18 protein-coding genes are annotated in these 20,881 nt (G+C 45.2%); 8 read left to right on the forward strand and 10 right to left on the reverse strand.

All coding sequences use genetic code 11. From position 1 onward, the window contains the following. The first annotated feature begins 84 nt into the window (after positions 1-84). On the forward strand, positions 85-2,118 hold the full coding sequence (gene mnmC, locus ACAY30_RS11305) for a bifunctional tRNA (5-methylaminomethyl-2-thiouridine)(34)-methyltransferase MnmD/FAD-dependent 5-carboxymethylaminomethyl-2-thiouridine(34) oxidoreductase MnmC (protein ID WP_290252752.1): 2,034 nt from the start codon (positions 85-87) through the stop codon (positions 2,116-2,118). 35 nt (positions 2,119-2,153) lie between these two features. Here the strand turns inward: mnmC and ACAY30_RS11310 are convergent, their stop codons facing one another. From ACAY30_RS11310 to ACAY30_RS11320, 3 genes are all read right to left on the reverse strand, one after another. Next, positions 2,154-2,432 carry a YfcL family protein gene (locus tag ACAY30_RS11310; RefSeq protein ID WP_290252751.1) on the reverse strand — a complete coding sequence of 93 codons (279 nt, stop codon included), beginning with the start codon at positions 2,430-2,432 and terminating at the stop codon, positions 2,154-2,156. 65 nt (positions 2,433-2,497) lie between these two features. Next, complete coding sequence (locus tag ACAY30_RS11315; RefSeq protein ID WP_290252750.1) at positions 2,498-3,637, reverse strand: ATP-NAD kinase family protein; 1,140 nt, start codon at positions 3,635-3,637, stop codon at positions 2,498-2,500. Beyond that, entirely contained in the window at positions 3,621-4,208 is a 588-nt protein-coding gene (locus ACAY30_RS11320; RefSeq protein WP_290252749.1) for an elongation factor P hydroxylase, read from the reverse strand. The genes ACAY30_RS11315 and ACAY30_RS11320 overlap by 17 nt, the downstream gene beginning before the upstream one ends. Before the next feature lie 166 nt (positions 4,209-4,374). Between ACAY30_RS11320 and ACAY30_RS11325 the strand changes: the two genes are divergently transcribed. Continuing rightward, complete coding sequence (locus ACAY30_RS11325; protein ID WP_290252748.1) at positions 4,375-4,845, forward strand: Lrp/AsnC family transcriptional regulator; 471 nt, start codon at positions 4,375-4,377, stop codon at positions 4,843-4,845. 79 nt (positions 4,846-4,924) lie between these two features. Here the strand turns inward: ACAY30_RS11325 and cysS are convergent, their stop codons facing one another. Continuing rightward, positions 4,925-6,304 carry a cysteine--tRNA ligase gene (gene cysS, locus ACAY30_RS11330; protein ID WP_290252747.1) on the reverse strand — a complete coding sequence of 460 codons (1,380 nt, stop codon included), beginning with the start codon at positions 6,302-6,304 and terminating at the stop codon, positions 4,925-4,927. Between the two features lie 250 nt (positions 6,305-6,554). Here cysS and ACAY30_RS11335 point away from each other — a divergent pair, with 250 nt between their 5' ends. Both ACAY30_RS11335 and ACAY30_RS11340 read left to right on the forward strand, forming a co-directional pair. Beyond that, positions 6,555-7,046, forward strand: coding sequence for a peptidylprolyl isomerase (locus ACAY30_RS11335; protein WP_290252746.1), 492 nt, complete (start codon positions 6,555-6,557; stop codon positions 7,044-7,046). Further along, positions 7,047-7,778 carry a UDP-2,3-diacylglucosamine diphosphatase gene (locus tag ACAY30_RS11340; protein ID WP_290252745.1) on the forward strand — a complete coding sequence of 244 codons (732 nt, stop codon included), beginning with the start codon at positions 7,047-7,049 and terminating at the stop codon, positions 7,776-7,778. It abuts the gene before it with no gap. A 98-nt stretch (positions 7,779-7,876) separates the two neighbouring features. Here the strand turns inward: ACAY30_RS11340 and ACAY30_RS11345 are convergent, their stop codons facing one another. Further along, entirely contained in the window at positions 7,877-9,763 is a 1,887-nt protein-coding gene (locus tag ACAY30_RS11345; protein WP_290252744.1) for a DUF885 family protein, read from the reverse strand. 163 nt (positions 9,764-9,926) lie between these two features. After that, on the reverse strand, positions 9,927-10,691 hold the full coding sequence (locus ACAY30_RS11350) for a tRNA isopentenyl-2-thiomethyl-A-37 hydroxylase MiaE (RefSeq protein WP_290252743.1): 765 nt from the start codon (positions 10,689-10,691) through the stop codon (positions 9,927-9,929). A gap of 222 nt (positions 10,692-10,913) precedes the next feature. Here ACAY30_RS11350 and ACAY30_RS11355 point away from each other — a divergent pair, with 222 nt between their 5' ends. The 4 genes from ACAY30_RS11355 to ACAY30_RS11370 all read left to right on the forward strand — a co-directional run bounded on the left by ACAY30_RS11355 (position 10,914) and on the right by ACAY30_RS11370 (position 14,234). After that, positions 10,914-11,264, forward strand: a complete 351-nt coding sequence (locus ACAY30_RS11355) for a carboxymuconolactone decarboxylase family protein (RefSeq protein ID WP_290252742.1) — start codon at positions 10,914-10,916, stop codon at positions 11,262-11,264. Between the two features lie 232 nt (positions 11,265-11,496). Continuing rightward, entirely contained in the window at positions 11,497-12,864 is a 1,368-nt protein-coding gene (locus ACAY30_RS11360; protein WP_290252741.1) for an aldehyde dehydrogenase family protein, read from the forward strand. A gap of 96 nt (positions 12,865-12,960) precedes the next feature. Next, positions 12,961-13,230, forward strand: a complete 270-nt coding sequence (locus ACAY30_RS11365; RefSeq protein ID WP_290252740.1) for a hypothetical protein — start codon at positions 12,961-12,963, stop codon at positions 13,228-13,230. Positions 13,231-13,631: 401 nt separating this feature from the next. Then, positions 13,632-14,234, forward strand: a complete 603-nt coding sequence (locus ACAY30_RS11370; RefSeq protein ID WP_290252739.1) for a Yip1 family protein — start codon at positions 13,632-13,634, stop codon at positions 14,232-14,234. 132 nt (positions 14,235-14,366) lie between these two features. Here the strand turns inward: ACAY30_RS11370 and ACAY30_RS11375 are convergent, their stop codons facing one another. From ACAY30_RS11375 to clpX, 4 genes are all read right to left on the reverse strand, one after another. Further along, positions 14,367-16,280: a SurA N-terminal domain-containing protein gene (locus tag ACAY30_RS11375; RefSeq protein WP_290252738.1), complete on the reverse strand. Its 1,914-nt coding sequence runs from the start codon at positions 16,278-16,280 to the stop codon at positions 14,367-14,369. Positions 16,281-16,452: 172 nt separating this feature from the next. Further along, positions 16,453-16,725: an HU family DNA-binding protein gene (locus ACAY30_RS11380; protein WP_290252737.1), complete on the reverse strand. Its 273-nt coding sequence runs from the start codon at positions 16,723-16,725 to the stop codon at positions 16,453-16,455. 284 nt (positions 16,726-17,009) lie between these two features. Beyond that, on the reverse strand, positions 17,010-19,358 hold the full coding sequence (lon, locus tag ACAY30_RS11385; RefSeq protein WP_290252736.1) for an endopeptidase La: 2,349 nt from the start codon (positions 19,356-19,358) through the stop codon (positions 17,010-17,012). A gap of 194 nt (positions 19,359-19,552) precedes the next feature. Next, positions 19,553-20,830 carry an ATP-dependent protease ATP-binding subunit ClpX gene (clpX, locus tag ACAY30_RS11390; protein WP_290252735.1) on the reverse strand — a complete coding sequence of 426 codons (1,278 nt, stop codon included), beginning with the start codon at positions 20,828-20,830 and terminating at the stop codon, positions 19,553-19,555. Positions 20,831-20,881: the final 51 nt, after the last annotated feature.

Raw genomic sequence — 20,881 nt, forward strand, 5'->3', positions numbered from 1 at the left:
TACCAAACCCTATGGGCGATATCAATTTACCACCCGCTAAAATAGAAAATAATTGTTTATATTCAGTTAAAATAAGGTTGTCCCGTGCCTGATAAAACATTCAATATAACCACCGCTAGTGTTCAATTTGATAGCAGTGGCGCGCCTTTTTCCGATGCGTTTGACGATATTTATTTTGACAACAAAAACGGTTGCTTACAAAGCGAACAAGTATTTCTTGAAAACAATTTTTTGCCCGATGCATGGCACGACTGCCAACAAGCAAAATTCGCCATTGCAGAAACCGGCTTTGGCACAGGGTTGAACTTCCTCATAACGGCCACTAAGTTTATCGAATTTAAACAGCGAAACAATAGCGATTTGCGACTGCACTTTATCAGTGTGGAAAAATACCCGCTGAGCAAAGCAGATTTACATCAGGCGCTGACATTGTGGCCACAATTTGCCGCATTGACTTCGATACTTCTCGATGCCTACCAACTCGATTCACCACGGTTAGAGGTTGAATTTCCCGATAATATCAAGCTGACCATTTATTTTGAGGATGCCTTAACCGCCTATCAGCGTTTAGCCGATGAGGCGCCAAACAGTGTTGATGCCTTTTACTTAGACGGTTTCGCTCCGCGAAAAAACGCCGATATGTGGTCTACAGAGCTGTTTATCCAGTTTGCCCGGCTTGCCAAAGACAACGCTTCACTGGGGACTTTTACGGTGGCCGGTTTTGTCAGACGAGGCTTGGAAGAGGCGGGTTTTAAAGTGACTAAACGTCAGCACCGTCATCAACTGACGGCAAACGTCAATGCAGATACGGTTAAAGCAGAATCGCTCACCGCGCGCTACGTCGGTAAGGCTAAGGCCAAACCGGTAAACGGCTTTAAAGTTCGCTCGACGACCGAAGCTTCACAACACGCGACTATTTTTGGTGGAGGGGTTGCCAGTGCCTGTATGGCCTTAGCGCTGGTAGAAAAAGGTATTAAAGTTACCCTGTATTGCAAAGACGCGGATGTTGCCCAAGGTGCTTCCAGTAATGCCATTGGCGCGGTTTATCCACTACTGCATGTGCAGCGGGACAATATCAGCGACTTCTATCAGCACGCGTTTGATTACGCCATGGCATTTTATCGGCAATTATTAGATCAAGGCTACGACTTTAATCACGGCTTTGACGGTTTACTTGAAGTCGCATACAAAGCACCGCTTGAGCAGCGTCAGCAAAAATTTGCACAGCAGCAAGCCTGGCCTGACGATTTGATTCGCGCTGTCAATGCCCAACAGGCAAGTGACTTAAGTGGTGTCCCCCTGGCACATGGCGGTTTATTTATGGAACGCGCTGGTTGGATATGCCCGCCAGAGTTAGTAAACGCCATTCTTGACGCCGCATCGGATACGGGATTGTTAACAATTAAGCTCAATCGCGAATTACAACAGGTGATGCCCACTGACAACCAACGTTGGCGCATTCGTACCAACAAAGAAAGCAAAACCGTGCAAAACCTGATCTTATGTACCGGAGCTGAATCGCGTAATATTGACATATTAGCTGACCTACCGCTTACGGCCGTGCGCGGCCAAGTAACGCAAATGGCAAGTAACGCTAACATAGCGCCACTAAAAACCGTGCTCTGCCACAAAGGCTATTTAACCCCTGCAGTTGATGGCGCTCATTGCATCGGTGCCACATTTGACAAACACAATACGGATACGCTTAGTCAGCGACACGATGACCTGTTTAACTTACAAACCTTAAATACGTGTTTGGGCAATGACCTTCACGGTTGGCACGAAGGTGATATTCAAGCCAGCAAAGCGAGATTGCGCTGTTGTACCCCAGATCACTTGCCCATTGCTGGTCGATTGCCTGACATCGACGCACATCGCCAGCATTATGCACATTTGCGCTACGATAAAAACTGGTTTTTCGACACCCCTGCTCCGCTTTACGCGGGGCTCTATGTGTTAACCGGCTTAGGTGCCCGCGGCTTGTGTTCAGCGCCGTTGTTAGCCGAGATCATTGCCAGCGAAATAACCAACCAACCGTATCCTGTCGACAGTGAAATGTTGTTTAACTTAAGTGCTAACCGCTTTATTGTCAGAGATCTCATCCGTCGCGAAGTGTAATTGTACACAGCGTGTTGGCAGATGAGTGCAACGAGCTAATTAAAAGCGGGTTGTAAGGTTTGCCAAAATTGCTCGACAATGCGCTGATCAGCGCTACTTAACTCGTCTTTAGCGCGTTCGAGCTGGGCACTTACCTTATCGGCTAAACGCTGTGTCAGCGGTTGTTGCTCGTCGCCAAATTCAACTGCTTCGACTTCGATAAAGCCACGCAGATAACTGCTGGCAAACAACGCATCGTCATTGTCCAAGTCAACAATATGGTCAAAGTACTGGTCTAATTGGGCTAAGGTTTTTATATCGGTTATCGCTATCATGGTAAATCACTTCTGGTTACAACTCGTTAAGTCTGACGTTGACTTGTGTCTACATTTTTCGTTGACTAATCTAATCCTGGACTTGCCACTGGGTATAGGACTTGGTCGTGAAACCCAGTAATAACCGGTAAATAGCCCGATAATTCACTATCCAGATCTCTATCGCCAGTATCAACAATCAGTGGGCGTTGTTGTAGCGATTGAAGTTTTCGCTTAGTGGCAATAATAATGATATTTTCCTTGCCGATTGCTCGTATCACCCGTGGGCTCAATTGTTGATTACCGCGGCCAAAGATATGTCCTTGGCCTCCTATCACCGTAATCACTAACTTAACCCCATCCGTTGCGCGCTCAATGGCTTGCATGATTTGAGACTCAATGACGTCGCTGGCGATCAGCTCCTGATGCTGAACTAAATCAACGCCCAGCAATGTGTTGTCCAAGGCTAGCTCCGCCATAACTGCGCCAACCGTAGAACCTGATCCGATAATAAACAGTTGGTCTTCCATTTGTTCAATCACATCGGCCGCAATATCCATCAGAACGAGCTCATCGGACTCTTTACCGCCCGACTTTACCGCTTGAATATATTGCAGTTGACTTGGGATTTGCATTTCGCCGTAACGACGCGCTTTAACCACGCCCGAGCGAAACGCTTGTTCGTCGATATCCATGACATCAGCGTCAGTAAACGACACCAATTGGTTATTAAGCATCTGTTCGACGACTCGCCCCGCCGCCGTCGGCGTTAGCGCATAAACACCGGAGTGAATTTTACACCCCGCAGGAATGCCCAGTACCGGAAAATAGCCATCCACTTGATGGCAAACATTGCGAGCCGTACCGTCTCCGCCGGCAAACAACAGTAAATCAACCCCTACTTGCTGTAATACTTGGACAACGCGTTCGGTATCTTCAGCGGTTGTCTCGGGGTGAGTTGGGTGATAGACAACTTGCGTATTAAAACCCAGTTGCTCGGCACATAACTGCCCCATATCGCCAGCTGCGGTGTAAATGATCAATTGCTCTTTGTAAGGCAATAATACTTCCAGCGCTAACTTGGCTCGTAAATTGGCTTTAGGCTCAGCACCTAGGGCGATTGCTTTTTGTGGTGTATCTTTACCATCACTGCCTTTTAAGCCAACACTGCCTCCAATGCCTGCGACAGGATTGATCAAAAAGCCCAGTTTAAATTGTGTGCTCATCCAACATGCTCGTCTTAGTACTAGGTGTTAACGGGTTAATAAATACAAATTGCTGTGGCTGCAATTGCGAGCCCGTCTGATAAAACGCCATTAGGGCATCAATAAATTGCTGCGCGCGAGGAGGAAATCCATCCTCTAAAAATTGCATAACACGCGCCTGCACGCGACTTTGAAATCGATAACGGTCGACGTCAACGCCAGTCAAATTATCAACCGACACATTAAATTTAAAGCCACTGGCGACACAAAATGCCCACTCAATTGCCTGTGGCGTAAGTTCGACGTTTTCAAACATCGCTTGTTGCTCGGCATCGCGTCCATCTGGGGCGTACCAATAACCGTAATCTTCGAGTAAACGGCGCTGTTCTCCAGCTACACACCAGTGCGCTATCTCGTGAAAGGCGCTAGCGTAAAAACCATGCGCAAAAACGATTTGATGATAAGGCGCGCCGTGCCCTGCCGGTAAATAAATCGGCTCGTCATCACCTTTTACTAAGCAGGTGTTGTACTGCTGGTAAAACGTGTTAGCGAATAATTCGATCAAATCGCGGTAACAGTGATTTACACTCATTCTTACGACAACAAACGTATCAAAAATAAAGCCGCCATTTTAACCAAATTTACCGTCAAAATTAATCAATAATTCGGTAATAACTAAATAATTGATGATTAATTTTAAAATTTAACCGTTTTTTAGATATAGTATTGGCAATTGTTCGAGCCCGAAAAACTACCGCATGAAAAAACTTGACGATATTGACCTACAAATTTTGACGCTACTTTACAAAGACGCAGATATCACCAATAAAGACTTGGCAGCGCACATAGGTATTGCCCCGTCAACCTGTTTAGAGCGGGTAAAGCGGATGAAAGCTTCAGGAGTTATTAAGGGCTCGTATATTGACGTAAATTACAATACGGTTGGTGGAAACATTGAAGCCATCGCCGCGATTCAACTGCAGCCCTACTCAGAGCAAATCGTCAATGACCTACGAGATGAGCTGCTCCCACTGCCTGAGATCGTATCGATGTATCACATGGGCGGTGCATTTGATTTCTATATTCATATGTCGGTTAAGGACACTGAACACTTGCGCCGCTTTGTATTTTCTGCCATTACCTCACGCGATGAAGTGACAAATGTGGAAACGGCATTGGTATTTGAGCACAGCAGAAGTCCGGTTATTCCAAACTTCAGCGAGCAGTAATGCTGGCTAAAACAACAAGGCCGCGTCAAATGACGCGGCCTTGTTGTTTTGGTTCACCAAATACAGCCAAGTGTGGTTATTAACCTCGGCGCCAGGTGGTTTTGCCGGCGCTGTCTTCTAATATCACATTCATCGCTTTCAATTTATCGCGCGCATCATCAGCACTTGCCCAGTCTTTGTTAGCACGTGCGGTATTGCGCTGTTCGATTAACTGTTCGATTAACGCCGCGTCGTCGTCATCACTATCGCCAGTGAAGAAGCTTTCCGGATCGTTTTGGGCGATACCAATAATCGCTCCTAACGCGATTAACACATACGCGAGCTGAGCCGCCTTTTGTCCATCAGCTGCTTTCAAGCGATTGACTTCTTTAGCTAATTCAAAAATGACTGGCAACGCCTCTGGGGTGTTAAAATCGTCGTTCATCGCCTTTTCAAAGCGCGCCACATAGTCGTTGTCCGTTAGCTCAACTTCAACCGGTGTAATACCGCGTAACGCAGTGTAAATGCGCTCAAGCGAGGCGCGCGCTTGCGCTAAGTTTTCTTGTGAGTAATTCAACTGACTGCGGTACTGGCTCGACACGAGGAAGTAACGCACGGTTTCCGCATCGTATTGTTGCAACACATCGCGCAAGGTAAAAAAGTTGCCCAATGACTTAGACATTTTTACCTTGTCTACTTGCACCATACCACCGTGCATCCAGTAATTAACATACGGCGTATCAAATGCACAGCACGATTGAGCAATTTCGTTTTCGTGATGTGGAAACTGCAAGTCACTGCCACCACCGTGAATATCAAAATGACTGCCCAAGTGTTTACAGTTCATTGCCGAGCACTCAATGTGCCACCCAGGACGGCCCTCGCCCCAAGGCGATGACCAACTTGGCTCACCCGGTTTCGCCATTTTCCACAAGACAAAATCTAACGGGTTGCGTTTTGCATCATCGACATCAACTCGTGCCCCGGCTTGCAACATCTCCAAGTTTTGCATACTCAATTGCCCGTAATCTTTGTACGAAGACACATCAAACATGACATCGCCGTTATCGGCAACGTAGGCGTGTTGTTTGTCGATTAGGCGCTTTACCAAATCGATAATTTCGGGCATATGCGTGGTAACCGTTGGCGCAATATCTGGGCGCTCAACGTTTAATGCATCTAAATCAGCATACATTTCTGCGGTCATGCGATTGACCAATGATTCACAACTTTCGTTGTTTTCACTCGCGCGCTTAATAATTTTATCGTCAACATCGGTGATGTTGCGCACGTGAGTAACACTGTAACCCAAGTGACGCAAGTAGCGGGTGATAACGTCAAAGGCGACATAAGTACGAGCGTGGCCAATGTGACACAGGTCGTAAATAGTAATACCGCAAACATACATACCGACCTTGCCAGGAGTAATTGGTTTAAACTCTTCCTTTTGACGGGTTAACGTATTGTATATTTGCAGCATTTTATTTCTCATCTCATTAATAAACTTACGTGCTAGAGCACTTACATTATGGCCGCAATTCTACCGCAAGTTACAACAATTCACTAGCGCCTTCGCCAACATTCGTCGCTTAATAGCGGCTATTTAGATCGTTTTCTTGCGCTTTGTTAACCTCTATTTACAGGCAATTACATCATGCCTCTTTACAGCGCAGGGGAAAAGGTTACAATTTAGGCCTAAATATTTAGCAGATTTAAATTTAGGAAAAACAATGATCACATTCAAAACCAACTTAGGTGATATCAAAATTGAGCTAGATTTTGATAACGCTCCTAAAACTGCAGCCAACTTTAAGCAATATTGTGAAGACGGTTTCTACAACGGCACCATTTTTCACCGCGTGATTAAAGGCTTTATGGCGCAGGGCGGTGGCTTTGAGTCAGGTATGGGTGAAAAAACAACTCGCGCATCTATTGAAAACGAAGCGAACAACGGCTTGAGCAATGTTCGTGGCAGTCTTGCAATGGCGCGTACTAACGAACCACACTCTGCATCAGCACAGTTTTTCATTAACCTTGTTGATAACACTTTCCTAGATTTCAAAAGTGAAACAGTGCAAGGCTGGGGTTACTGCGTATTTGGTAAAGTTGTTGAAGGTATGGACGTTGTCGACAAAATGACCTTAGTAGAAACTGGTCGTTACGGCTTCCATGATGACGTGCCAAAAGAAGACATTATTGTTGAGTCTGTTGAGGTAGCGTAATTGCTCACCTACTTTATTGCTGACTTGCATTTAACCAAAGAGCGCTCAGATATTACTGAGTGCTTTTTGCGTTTTATTGAGCAGCAAGCGCCATTGGCTGAGCGTCTTTATATTCTCGGAGATTTTTTCGAGTACTGGATTGGCGATGACGATGATAATCCGTTCGTATTAACCATTGCTGACCAACTCAAACAGCTCAGCGACAAAGGTACTGAAATATTCTTCATTCAAGGTAATCGAGACTTTTTATTGGGTAAAAAGTTTGCCGACAGGGCCTCCATGACCTTACTTCCCGACAGCCAAGTGATCGATATTTACGGTCAACGGGCGTTAATTATGCATGGCGATACCTTGTGTACTCGCGATGTTGAATATCAAAAGTTTCGCAAAAAATCTCGCTCCTGGTGGTGGCAGTGGATAGTAAAAGCGTTACCGCTTAGCACCCGACGAAAAATGGCTGAAGATTACCGGAAAAAAGCCGATAGCCAAGGGCCTATGACCAATAATGACATTATGGACGTCAGTCAAGACGAAGTTGTGGCGCAAATGCGTGCTTCTGATGTGCAATTGCTTATTCACGGCCACACCCATCGCCCCAATGTGCACACGTTTGAGCTTGATGGCAAGCAGGCAACGCGCATTGTATTAGGCGACTGGTATGAACAAGGCGCTTGGTTAAAATTCGACGAACACGGATTTGAGTTACTAAACGAACCGCTGATTACCCCCTAGGCTCGTTGCGAGTGCAACCACTCACCGTCAAACACCGCGTTTAACGCAATAAAAAAGGATCTCAACTGAGATCCTTTTGCAATCGATAACGCCGTCAATTAATTCGCTGCGACTGTCTGCTTTTGAGTTTCAACCCACTGTTTGACCCGACGTTCTAATATATCGAGCGGCATCGCGCCACCGCCTAAAATAGTGTCGTGAAAACCGCGAATATCAAACGACTCACCGAGCTGCTGTTCGGCATAAGCGCGTAATTCAAGAATTTTTAGCATGCCGATTTTATAGGCTGTTGCTTGCCCCGGCCACACCAAATAGCGACGAACTTCTGAAACCACCGCTTCTTCTGCCACCGGTGAGTTGGCCTTGAAATACTCAATCGCTTGTTGCTCAGTCCAACCTTTCGCGTGTAAACCGGTATCAACAACTAAACGTACCGCACGCCAAATTTCGGTGATCAGGCGTCCAAAATCCGAGTATGGATCTTGATATGCACCCATCTCTTTGGCTAACAGCTCAGCATACAACCCCCAACCTTCGATGTAAGCGGTAAAACCGGCTTGCGTTCTAAACTGCGGTACTGAAGTTAGCTCTTGGGCGATGGATATTTGCATATGATGGCCGGGATTGCCCTCGTGATAGGCAATGGCCTCCATTTCATTTTTAGGCATCGAACGCATATCCGATAAATGCGCATAATAAACGCCAGGTCTTGAACCATCTGGCGTACCACTGCTGTAGTGTTGCGCGGCACCATCTTGCTCTCTAAACGGTTCAACGCGTTTTACCACTAAGTCAGCTTTAGGAAGAATACCAAAGTACTTCGGCAACTGCTGATTGATAAATGCTAAGTACTGCTCGGTGTCATCAATATACGCTTGGCGCCCCTCATCGGTATTGGGGTAATAAAAGCGATCATCGGTTTTAATGAAGCGAAAGAACTCAGTTAGAGTTCCCTCAAATTCAACCTGTTTCATGATCTCGCGCATTTCAGCTTGCAGGCGCGCCACTTCATCTAATCCGAGCTGGTGTATTTGCTCTGCGGTTAAGTTCGTGGTGGTACTCGCCTTCAGACGGTAATTGTAATAATCTTCGCCATTGGGTTGAGAGCCAACGCCCGATGCATTGTCTTGGCTATTAACCATATCTGCGCTAAACCAATCTATCAGTGACTGATAGGCGGGCAACCAATCCTGCTTTAACACCCGACTGGTTTCACCGAGTAATTGCTGGGCGGTTTGCTGATCTATTTTTTCCGCCTCTAGCAATGCATTCACTTTGCGCGTCGCATCACCGTATAAAGCAGATGGCTCTCCCTCTGAAAACGGCGCGCCAGTTATCAAGTTTTGCGCTTGCTCGATAATGCCTTGGTATGCAAATTTCGGCGGTCTCACCCCTTTCTCAGCGTGCAATTTTGCGCGCTCTAAGAGTACCGATATCGCATTGGCCATACCGCTGATACGCTTGTTATACGCTTGCATGTCACTTACATCGTCTACGCGATGAAAGCTGATTAAAAACTGAGCCGCCAACGCCTGCATCCCCTGCATTTGGGTGAAAATATAATTGTTGTAACGAAATGGTCGTCCCTGCTTCGCCTGTTCGTATTGATAAATCCAAATGTCATAAGAGGTTTGTGCCTCATCGGTTAATTGTGCGTAATCAAAATTAGCTTTTAACTCTTCGACAGATTGTGCCAACCAAGCGAGTTCTTTATCTTCGGCTTGCTCACTAACATCATCGATTTGATCGTATTTATCTTTGCGGCCAAGTACCGTCATTTGCAACGGACTGCGCTGGAGCTGCTGTTCAAACTTATCGGCAAACCACTGATTTAGACGCTCGCTTTCACTTGGCTTAGAATCAACGGATACGGCGCTAACTGGTGTGGTTTCAGGGGCTTGGCCTGTTACCGAGGTCATAGTTGCCTGCTCAGAGCAAGCAACTAATAAAAGACTGATGCACAAGGCGAGTGGGGTTTTGTTCATTTTTGCTCTCAATATTGTTGTTATAACCTGTTCAAATAGTAAACAAGAGTAACTTTAAAAGCAAAATAAAGATTTATGAATCATAAGCTTATTCAAGCGCGAGTCGATCAGAAATCAGTTAGCTTGAACAAAATGGGTAGCTCAAAGATCAACACGCCCTAGATTAACTGCCACTAACAGGGCAGCCACTGTGAAACTTAAAATCCTCATCAGGCGAAGATATCAGTTCTGCTTCAACTTGACCAAACAATGCGACTCGATCGCTAATGTCCTTACCAGCGATTTGTTCCGCGAGCGTTAGGTAATCTTGATAATGCCGTGCTTCAGAGCGCAGTAAACTGACATAAAATTTATGTAATTCATCATCTAGAAATGGTGCCAGTTTGGCAAAGCGCTCACACGATCTCGCCTCTATGTACGCTCCGCAAATCAATTTGTCGATTAAGGTCTCTGGCTCATGAGTTTTGACGTGGCGCATCATCCCTTTGGCATAACGACCTGCAGTGATGTTTTGATAGGGAATGTCACGCGCTTCCATGATCTCGAGTACTTGGTAAAAATGGTGTAGTTCTTCTTTTATTAACAACACCATTTTATCGATTAGGTCTTGACCATAAGCGGAATTAGCTTTCGGTACAATCGACTTGGTCAATTTATTCGCCTTGGCTAATTCAGCAAAACTGCCATTTTTCTTGTAAATAAACTCCTCAAACGGCTTTAACCAAGCTAACAAGGCATCGCCACTGGCTTTGTCTACCGCATACTTACGGATCAACCACATAGCAGTTTGCGCAGCCTTTAGCTCGCAAATCATATGATCGGTTAATAACACTTGTAGGTTTTGGGGTTTCTGCGCGTGATCGATCCACTGTTGCGGTGTTTCGCAGTGTAAAAATTGTTTGATTGGCGCCAATAAGTCTTGGTACATAACTGACTAAAAGTAAACGTAACGAAAAGTATGGCGCTAGTTTACCACAACCGAGTAAGCCAACTCTATTAACGAATTGTAGCCCGATACAGTACTAACGAATTCCTCCAGTCCAGAGCAGGCGATGGAGCTTTTACATACGAGCTCGACGTGGCAGGTTTGCTGTTTCTTGCATACTATCTAATAGTATCAATAACCGATGCCACTATGCAGGAATCCAACATGACTAAGTCTTACAAAGAGATAACCAATGCCCTATCGGCGAATTTGCAGCAACTTCGTCCTACTATCGCAGAGACAATGAAAGGCTTTTCAATGATGGCTAAGGCTGCCACAAGCGATGGTGTTTTAGATAAAAAAACCAAAGAGTTAATCGCTCTTGCCATTGGTGTATCAACCCGTTGCGATGGTTGCATTGGCTTTCATGCCAAAGCCCTAGTCCAATTAGGCGCCAGTAGAGAGGAAGTTGAAGAAACGCTGGCAATGTCAATATATATGGGTGGTGGACCTTCGCTGATGTATGCCGCCGATGCGTTACAAGCATTTGACGAATTTAAGCAAGCTAATGATTAATTACTGGAATTAGCAATCGATTTGCGCCATCAGGGCAACACCAATGAGTCGATGCGGCCAATAGCGCGTCAACATCTAGGTGTTTACTATTAAGGGTGTGCTCACGGGGAATGCACAAGCTTACGTGGTATTGCGTCACACCCGATGTACGCGAAATGTTATTTTGTGTTAACCTGCACTGTGTTAACCTCACATAGTACAGGCTATCCCAATAATAACTTGAGAGCACACAGTGACTTATCAGCAGCAACTCGAACAACAAAAAGCGTATTTTCAGCAAGGTACGACACGCAACATTGCGTGGCGCAAACAGCAACTGACTCAAATTAAAAAGCTCGTTAACGACAATGAGCAAGCTATCATTGCGGCTCTTAAGGCAGATTTAGGCAAGCCTAGCCAAGAGGCTTGGATTACTGAAATATCTTATATTACCAACGAGGTAGATCACGCGCTTAGCAAACTGAAGTCCTGGCTAAAACCACAAAAGGTGCATACACCACTGCTGGCTCAGCCAGGACAAAGCGCGATAAAAGCTGAGCCTTATGGTTCGGTGTTGATCATTGGTGCCTGGAACTACCCTTTCCAATTGGTTTTCGCACCATTAGTCGCTGTCATAGCTGCGGGTAATTGTGCGGTGTTAAAACCGTCAGAACTGGCGCCAAATATTTCAGCTTTAGTTGCTAAATTAGTACCTGAGTATTTGGATACTGAAGCAATACACGTTGTTGAAGGAGGGGTGGAACAAACATCCGCTTTGCTTGAGCTTGCTTGGGATCACATTATGTACACAGGCAATGGTCAGGTGGGGCGCATTGTGATGACGGCCGCGGCAAAGCATTTAACCCCAGTAACCTTAGAACTAGGCGGTAAAAGCCCGGTATTTGTCGATCGTTCCGCCGACCTAACGATTACCTGTCAACGCCTCGCTTGGGGTAAGTGGATGAATGCGGGACAAACCTGCATTGCCCCAGATTATATTTTAACCACCGCTGATATGGTTATGCCGTTGATCAACGAGCTGGTCTTACAGATCAAAGCCATGTTCGGTGAAGATGCCAAGCAAAGTGATAGCTATGGTCGCATAATTAACGAACGTCACTGCCAGCGTTTACAGCAATACTTAATGGACCAAGACGTCGCGTTCGGCGGTAGCGTGGATGTGTCTCAACGCTATATTGAACCGACAATTGTCATCGATCCCGATGTGACGAGCTCATTGATGACAGAAGAGATCTTCGGACCAATACTACCGATTATCAGTATCGATAGCTTCGCTCAAGCAAAGCAATTTATTATCAACCGAGATAAGCCTCTAGCAGCCTATTTATTTAGTAAAGAGAAAACTCAGCACAGTGATTGGGTTGAGCAAATCAGCGCCGGTAGCCAATGCATTAACGATGTGATGATGTTTAATGCCGTAACTGAACTGCCCTTTGGCGGTGTTGGTCCAAGTGGTATGGGTCGTTATAGCGGTAAACACGGATTTGATAATTTCAGCCATTTTAAGGCCGTGTTAAAACGTCCATTTATAAAGGACGTCGCGCTTCGATTCGCGCCATACACCGCTTTTAAACTTGCCTTATTACGCAAGCTTCGCTAACCATCGCCCCATAACTCGCTAGCCGTCATCAGATAGCCGGCTAGCGCTATTTTTGAGCCGCTTAAGATAATCAACAGCAACGCTATTGAATTCGACATGGATAAACAACGAAAACCTTTGTTAACAAAGCACCCTAACCTCAGTCAAACAGGCAACCGCAAAGTGGTTTCTCATGTACAACGCCGCGAAGGGGATTGGTATGTTAATACTCGAGGGGCTGTTGACGTCCCGTCCACATACAAGCGAACCCAGCCATATCAGTCGTTGCAAGGTTGTCGCGTCAATGTTAACTATTACCCACCGGAGCAAAGCATCGCTGGTTACACCCTAGAGTATATGAAAGTGGTTCGAGTGCGTCGCAGTTAACCGTAAATTCCCCCCTAAACCAAACAAAGCGCTACGAGCTCATCGTTACTACGCGAGTCGAGGGCAAATGCCAACCGCGATACCTATCTCACGTTACCTTCGCGCCCCCACAACCATCTTTATTCGATATTCGCTACAATTTTATCCTCGCCCTATTTTATCAATGTCGTTGCGTTGGTTATCGTCACCTTGGCTATTGGAGGCTAGAAATGTCGAATAGATCAAGTTTACCTGATTATTTTTCAAACAACTCTTGACGAATTATTCAACATGAGACATAACTAAGTTGAGCAAATCTAAAAAATAACAACAAAAACAAAACTTAAATCGCTCAAAAAACGTTCAAACAACTAAATAAGAAAGGTTTTTGAACATGGGGATAGTGAAAGAGGAAGTGAGTTATGATTTTAAACCACATTTGGGGACTTTATGCCCATCCAAAAGATGAATGGGCTGACATAGACAACCGTCACGAAAGTATGTTTTACGGCTTAAGCCACATTATGTTAGTTGCTTTGATACCTGCTATTTGTGGCTACTATGCCGCTGCGCACATTGGCTGGAGCATTGGCGCAGGTGACCCAATAAAAATTACCAAGCAAAGTGCGTTACTATTATCTATTTCGATGTACGCGGCAATCATCGCCGGTGTATTTGCGTTAGCCTATTTGATCAAGTGGATGGCTGAGACCTTCGATGCAAAACCAACCTTTACTCAAAGCCTAGAGCTTGCTGCCTATGCTGCAACCCCTGTGCTAATGGCCGGTTTAGCCGCATTGTATCCAATACTTTGGTTTGTCGCCGTGGTGGGATGCTTAGCGATAGCCTACTCGGTGTATCTGCTCTATTCAGGCGTGCCAATTATGATGCACATCCCTGATGAAAAAGGCTTTATCTATGCGAGTTCGGTAGTTACCGCAGGTTTAGTGCTACTGGTCACCATTTTAGCTTGCACGGCGATATTGTGGACCAACTTTGGTTTTATTCCAGAGTTTAGAAATTAACTCGAAGGCGTTTGTGTAAGCACAGGTAATACATCGTCAACGATTACACAACTAAAAAAAGGCCGCGAATGCGGCCTTTTTTGTTGCTCTATATAAGCTCGATTTACAATGTGTTGCACATTGTTATAGCAATTAGTAAAGCGGTGCAGGTGCGCTTTCTAAATTACGACGAACCTCAGCGTGTTCTTTTAAGTTAGCAACATAGCTTTCAAACGCAGATTGCGCTAACTGACTAACGGCAAACTGTTGAGCTCGCTCATCAATGTCGGTAACCTCGCCCTCGTTAACCGCTGTCAATTCAACCACGGCAAAGTCACCATTGCTCATTTGCGTGCTCGCAACAGACGTTGCATCATCGCCTGGGTGAGCCATGGTAAACGCTTTACTGACAATAGCGCGATCAACATCGGCCGCATTGCGAACGAGAGTTTCCACCGCAACAAACTCGCTATTGTGTGCTACTAATAGCTCACTGCTGTCGCCATTGGTTGCCACGCTGTTAAAAAGTTGTTCAGCCACTTCGCTAGCTGCTTGTTGTGCTTTAGTATTAACTAATTGTGCTTTGATCACGTCACTAACTTGCTCTAACGGTTTAATTGTTGCTTGTTGATATTCATCTAAGCGCAACACCATCACAAGCTCATCACTGACCACTTCAATAACATCCGAATTAAGTGCGTCTAAAGTGACTTGCTCTGAAAATGCGGCATCGATCAGCTGTTGATTGTCAAATGGCGCAGCATTGCCCGCACGAGTTAACCAATCGCTGGTTTTCACTTCGGTGTTTGCGATAATCGCAACTTCCTCAAGTGAATCTGGTGATTCAAATGCGATGGTCGCCATTTCACCCTGTAAGGTGTAGAACTTTTCAAGCGCTTGATCATTGATTAATTGCTGGCGAATTTCGTCGGCAACTTCAGCAAGTTGTTTGGTCTTAACTTCTTCAATGTCAGTTAGCTTAATGATGTGATAACCAAATTCAGATTCGACCACAGATGAGATTGGTTGTTCGCTGGTTAATGCAAACAGCGCATCTTCAAATGCAGCATCCATATCACCGCGTTCAACCCACTCTAAGTCACCGCCATTTTCACCCGAAAATAGATCAGCTGAAAATTGCTTGGCCAACTCGGCAAAGTCTTCACCCGCGTTAATTTGTGCAAGTAGCTGTTCTGCTTGTTGCTCTGCTGCAGCTTGATCATCGCCAAACTCTAACAAGATATGCGATGCGCGGCGGCGTTCATTGGTCGAATAAAACGCTTTATTGTCTTGGTAATACGACTCTACATCGGCGTCAGTGATTTCAACATTGGCACGTAAATCGGCCATATCAAGCGCCACGTAACGAACTTTCACTTTTTCAGCTGTGGCAAAGTTGTCTTTGTTGGCTTGGTAATAGCTGTCAATTTCTTCGTCGCTAACTTCAACGCTGTCTTTAAACGGTTGCACGGCAATAGTGGCATAGCGAATATCACGTGTTTGGTTGTTCAGCTTAGCCGCTAACTGTTGTTGGTAAGGCAAGCTAAACTCCGTTGCTAAAACACCAGATTGAAGACTGCGACGCGCCATATCAGTACGCAGATAGTCGCGAAAACTCGAGGCGTCGTAGAAACCTGCCTGATTGATCAGCATAAGGTAACGGTCGTTGTTAAACTCGCCGTCGACCTGGAATTCAGGCATTGACAGAATAGTTTGTTTGATTTGCTCATCGCTGATTTTGATATCAAGCTCTGCCACTTGCTGATCAATAAGCTCTTGATTGATCAATTGCTCAAGCACATTACTGCGCATTGATTGCATGTAAGCATCGTTGCCAGCTAACTGTGCGAACATATCGCCGTATTGCTGCTCCATGCGAGCGCGTTGGTTGCGATATGCCGTTTCAAATTGTTGCTGGCTGATCTTTTCCCCATTAACCACTGCAACCGATGTATCAACTGAATTGGTGTATGTTCCCACTCCAGCAAATACAAACGTCAAAATAACTAATACAAGAATTGCTTTTGCTGTAAAGCCCGTAGAGCCTTCTCTTATTCTTTCTAACATGTGTCTCTCGTTAAAACATCAGGACATTAATTCTAGTTGCCCGATTGTAGCAAACCCACGCGCCCCCTTGAAGTAAATTTAAGCGACAATTGCGATAAAAATGACTAGGTAAATAGGCGTGTGAAAACAAAAAAAGCTGGCGTATGCCAGCTTTTTGCTAAGAAACTTAATCTTAGTTTACAGCGTCTTTAAGTGCTTTACCCGCTTTGAAAGCTGGTACTTTAGCTGCTGAAATTTCAATAGTCGCACCAGTTTGTGGGTTGCGACCTGTACGAGCTGCGCGGTCACGTACTGAGAATGTACCAAAACCCACAAGAGCAACTTGCTCACCTGCTTTTAGTTCATCAGAAACTGCGTCGATAAAAGAATCTAGTGCACGACCAGCAGCTGCTTTAGAGATATCTGCGCCTTCTGCGATTTTTTCGATTAGTTGAGACTTATTCACTATGTCTTCCCCTTTAATTGTTATTATTTGGAGCCTGTCAAAATTGCTCGACCTTTGTTATATCAAGCATTTTTAACAACTTCAAGCCCCGAACCAGCATATTTGAAAAAAATGTTAATAAATTTACAAATCCCTTGCTATTGGTAGCCTGTAGAGGAGTTTTATTAACGTCCGACTGTCAGACTACCATAGTTTTGCGCTTTGAAAACCCCTTAATTGCGTTTTTTTCCATTTTTTTTGCGATTTTTACTAAAAAAAACCAAAAAAATAACCTCGCGCCGCTATTAGCTCGCTACAGACCACTTAGATGGCGACTCAGCAAGGGCTAATTCAAGCACTTCGTCAATCCATTTCACCGGGTGAATATCGAGATCCGCTTTCACATTCTCAGGGATTTCTTTTAGGTCGCGTTCGTTATCTTTCGGAATAACAACGGTTTTAATGCCACCGCGATGAGCTGCTAATAACTTCTCTTTCAATCCGCCTATCGCTAGAACTTCACCGCGTAAGGTAATTTCGCCCGTCATCGCCACGTCTGCTCGCACTGGGTTACCGGTCAAACTTGACACTAACGCTGTGCACATGCCAATACCGGCACTCGGACCGTCTTTAGGCGTGGCGCCTTCAGGTACGTGCACATGAATATCGCGTTTTTCATTAAAGTCGCTATTAATCCGCAAACCGTCAGTGCGACTGCGAACCACAGTAAGTGCTGCTTGAATCGACTCTTGCATGACTTCACCGAGTGAACCGGTAAAGGTTAATTTGCCTTTGCCCGGCACTGACGCCGCTTCAATGGTCAACAACTCACCACCTACTTCAGTCCACGCCAAGCCGGTCACCTGGCCTACGCGATTTTCATCTTCGGCTTTTCCATAATCAAAGCGTTGTACACCTAAAAACTGTTCTAGATTATCTTGATTAATAATCACTTTACCCAGGTCTTTGTCGAGTAAAATTTGCTTCACTGCTTTGCGACATAATTTGGAAATCTCGCGCTCTAAACTGCGCACGCCAGCCTCTCGAGTGTAGTATCGGATAATGCCGACAATGGCACTGTCTTCAATTTCAATCTCTTTTTCCTTGAGCCCATTGCGCTTAATTTGTTTAGGCATTAAATGGCGCTTGGCAATGTTTAATTTTTCGTCTTCGGTATAACCAGATAAACGAATAACTTCCATGCGATCAAGTAGCGGACCGGGAATGTTCATGCTGTTTGACGTGGCGACAAACATTACATCAGACAAATCGTAATCTACTTCCAAATAATGGTCGTTAAAGGCACTGTTTTGCTCAGGATCGAGTACTTCAAGTAAAGCTGAAGCAGGGTCACCGCGCATATCTGATGACATTTTGTCAATTTCATCAAGTAAAAACAGCGGGTTCTTAACCTCGGCTTTTGCCATTTTTTGTACCAGTTTGCCTGGCATCGAACCGATATACGTTCGGCGATGACCTCTGATTTCCGCTTCATCGCGAACACCACCTAATGCCATGCGCACGTATTTTCGACCTGTCGCGCGCGCGATAGATTGTCCCAGTGATGTTTTACCAACACCTGGCGGTCCTACCAAACACAAAATAGGGCCGCGCAACTGCGTTACTCGCTGCTGTACCGCTAGATACTCAATGATGCGCTCTTTGACTTTTTCCAAGCCATAGTGATCTTGTTCAAGCACATCTTCGGCCAATTTTAAATTGCGCTTGAGCTTGCTGCGCTTTTTCCACGGTACCGAAATCATCCAATCGATGTAACTGCGCACAACAGTCGCTTCGGCTGACATAGGCGACATCATTTTCAGCTTTTGCAATTCAGCCAGCGTTTTTTGCTTGGCTTCGGCGGGCATTTTCGCATCTTCAATTTTTTGCGTTAATTGCTCGGTTTCGTCAGGCACATCGTCCATATCCCCTAACTCTTTCTGAATCGCCTTCATTTGCTCATTCAGGTAATATTCGCGTTGGCTTTTTTCCATTTGCTTTTTAACGCGACCGCGGATCTTTTTCTCTACTTGCAACAAGTCGATCTCACCTTCCATCAGCGCCATCAAGTACTCAAGGCGTTCCGCGACATTGGTGATTTCAAGGACGTGCTGCTTTTCTTGCAACTTAAGCGGCATATGAGCAGCCATAGTATCGGCTAACTGTTCGGCATTTTCGATGGCTGAGACCGAGGTAAGCACTTCAGGAGGGATCTTTTTATTTAATTTGACGTAGCCTTCAAACTGAGACACCGCCGAGCGCACCAACACTTCGTGATTGTCTATGTCACTGTTATCAGATTCAACAAAGTCCACATCGGCGACAAAGTAATCATCGGTATCGGTAAACTGCACCACTTGGGCACGCTGTATCCCTTCAACCAACACTTTTACTGTGCCATCTGGCAATTTTAACATTTGCAAAATGGTCGCGACGGTACCCATTTCAAACAAGTCAGCTTCAGTTGGATCGTCGACTGAAGCGTCCTTTTGTGCTACTAAAAATACTCGTTTGTCGCTTTCCATCGCTTGATCTAAACAACGAATTGATTTTTCTCGCCCGACAAATAGCGGTATCACCATTTGTGGGTAAACAACGACATCACGCAAAGCGAGTACTGGTGTGTTAATTTGTCCTGAATGCTCTTTTGTCATGGGAAAATCTCTTGAAAGTGATGTGCATTATTCAGAAGTGTCGAATATATTCTGAACCTTATAATTCAGTATATGGGGATTGACGTTTGAGATTCAACAGCTAATTTCAAAAGCTGGTACCAATAAGCTGATTCGTGGAAATGTGAAACAAAAAAGCCAGCACTGATGGCTGGCTTTTGCACTGAGAGTGTCACTTACTCGTTGGCTTGTTTTTCATCTTGCGATTCAAACAAAATAATTGGCTTAGACTCGCCTTTGATCACCGACTCATCAATAACAACTTTAGTTGCATCAGTGAGAGATGGCAGTTCGTACATGGTATCTAACAGTACGCCTTCGACAATTGAGCGCAAACCACGAGCACCAGTTTTACGGACCATGGCTTTGTTGGCAATCGCCTTTAACGCGTCTTCTCTAAACTCAAGCTCGACGTCTTCCATATCAAACAATGCGGTAAACTGTTTGGTTAACGCATTCTTAGGCTGTTGTAAGATTTGAATTAACGCATCTTCATCAAGCTCGCTTAAGGTTGCAACAACCGGTAAACGACCGATGAATTCGGGTATCAAACCGTACTTAACCAAATCCTGAGGCTCGACTTCTTGGAAGCGTTCGGTTAGCGACTTCTCTGCTTCTTTGCCTTTGACATCGGCACCAAAGCCAATTCCTGTACCGGTAACCATGCGCTGCTCAATGACTTTATCGAGTCCGGCGAATGCACCACCACAGATAAATAAGATTTTCGATGTATCAACTTGCAAAAACTCTTGCTGTGGATGTTTGCGACCACCTTGAGGCGGTACAGCAGCAATAGTTCCTTCAACCAACTTCAACAGTGCTTGCTGCACACCTTCACCCGATACATCACGGGTGATCGAAGGGTTGTCTGACTTGCGAGAAATTTTGTCAATTTCATCAATGTAGACAATACCGCGCTGAGCTTTTTCAACGTCGTAATCACATTTTTGCAATAGCTTTTGGATAATGTTTTCAACGTCTTCGCCAACGTAGCCGGCTTCGGTTAACGTCGTTGCATCGGCCATGGTATAAGGCACATCAAGCATTCTCGCCAAGGTTTCCGCTAACAACGTTTTACCGGAACCCGTTGGACCAATCAGCAAAATATTCGACTTGCCTAGCTCTACACCATTGTGGCTATCGCCATTTTTCAAACGCTTGTAATGGTTGTATACTGCCACACTGAGCACTTTTTTAGCGTGATCTTGACCGATCACATAATCGTCTAAGTGCGCTCTAATTTCTTTGGGTGTTGGCAATTTACTCGAGTCAGCTTGTGGCGAGATATCTTTGACTTCTTCACGAATAATATCGTTACACAGCTCAACACACTCATCACATACGAACACAGATGGGCCGGCAATTAACTTACGGACTTCATGCTGACTTTTACCACAAAACGAGCAATACAATAACTTGTCGTTATCACCGCTACCTTTAATGTCATCGGTCATACGGTACTTACCTCAATATCTTTTCTTTCTAATTAAATTAATCACCAAAGC

The sequence above is a fragment of the Thalassotalea ponticola genome (assembly GCF_041379045.1).
GTDB lineage: Bacteria > Pseudomonadota > Gammaproteobacteria > Enterobacterales > Alteromonadaceae > Thalassotalea_A > Thalassotalea_A ponticola.

What these genes read in the sequence shown, in the direction of transcription:
- ACAY30_RS11310 (WP_290252751.1), bottom strand. Translation starts at nt 2,432, where the DNA reads ATGATAGCGATAACCGATATAAAAACCTTAGCCCAATTAGACCAGTAC.
- ACAY30_RS11315 (WP_290252750.1), bottom strand. Translation starts at nt 3,637, where the DNA reads ATGAGCACACAATTTAAACTGGGCTTTTTGATCAATCCTGTCGCAGGC.
- ACAY30_RS11320 (WP_290252749.1), bottom strand. Translation starts at nt 4,208, where the DNA reads ATGAGTGTAAATCACTGTTACCGCGATTTGATCGAATTATTCGCTAAC.
- ACAY30_RS11325 (WP_290252748.1), top strand. Translation starts at nt 4,375, where the DNA reads ATGAAAAAACTTGACGATATTGACCTACAAATTTTGACGCTACTTTAC.
- cysS (WP_290252747.1), bottom strand. Translation starts at nt 6,304, where the DNA reads ATGCTGCAAATATACAATACGTTAACCCGTCAAAAGGAAGAGTTTAAA.
- ACAY30_RS11335 (WP_290252746.1), top strand. Translation starts at nt 6,555, where the DNA reads ATGATCACATTCAAAACCAACTTAGGTGATATCAAAATTGAGCTAGAT.
- ACAY30_RS11345 (WP_290252744.1), bottom strand. Translation starts at nt 9,763, where the DNA reads ATGAACAAAACCCCACTCGCCTTGTGCATCAGTCTTTTATTAGTTGCT.
- ACAY30_RS11350 (WP_290252743.1), bottom strand. Translation starts at nt 10,691, where the DNA reads ATGTACCAAGACTTATTGGCGCCAATCAAACAATTTTTACACTGCGAA.
- ACAY30_RS11355 (WP_290252742.1), top strand. Translation starts at nt 10,914, where the DNA reads ATGACTAAGTCTTACAAAGAGATAACCAATGCCCTATCGGCGAATTTG.
- ACAY30_RS11365 (WP_290252740.1), top strand. Translation starts at nt 12,961, where the DNA reads ATGGATAAACAACGAAAACCTTTGTTAACAAAGCACCCTAACCTCAGT.
- ACAY30_RS11370 (WP_290252739.1), top strand. Translation starts at nt 13,632, where the DNA reads ATGATTTTAAACCACATTTGGGGACTTTATGCCCATCCAAAAGATGAA.
- ACAY30_RS11375 (WP_290252738.1), bottom strand. Translation starts at nt 16,280, where the DNA reads ATGTTAGAAAGAATAAGAGAAGGCTCTACGGGCTTTACAGCAAAAGCA.
- lon (WP_290252736.1), bottom strand. Translation starts at nt 19,358, where the DNA reads ATGACAAAAGAGCATTCAGGACAAATTAACACACCAGTACTCGCTTTG.
- clpX (WP_290252735.1), bottom strand. Translation starts at nt 20,830, where the DNA reads ATGACCGATGACATTAAAGGTAGCGGTGATAACGACAAGTTATTGTAT.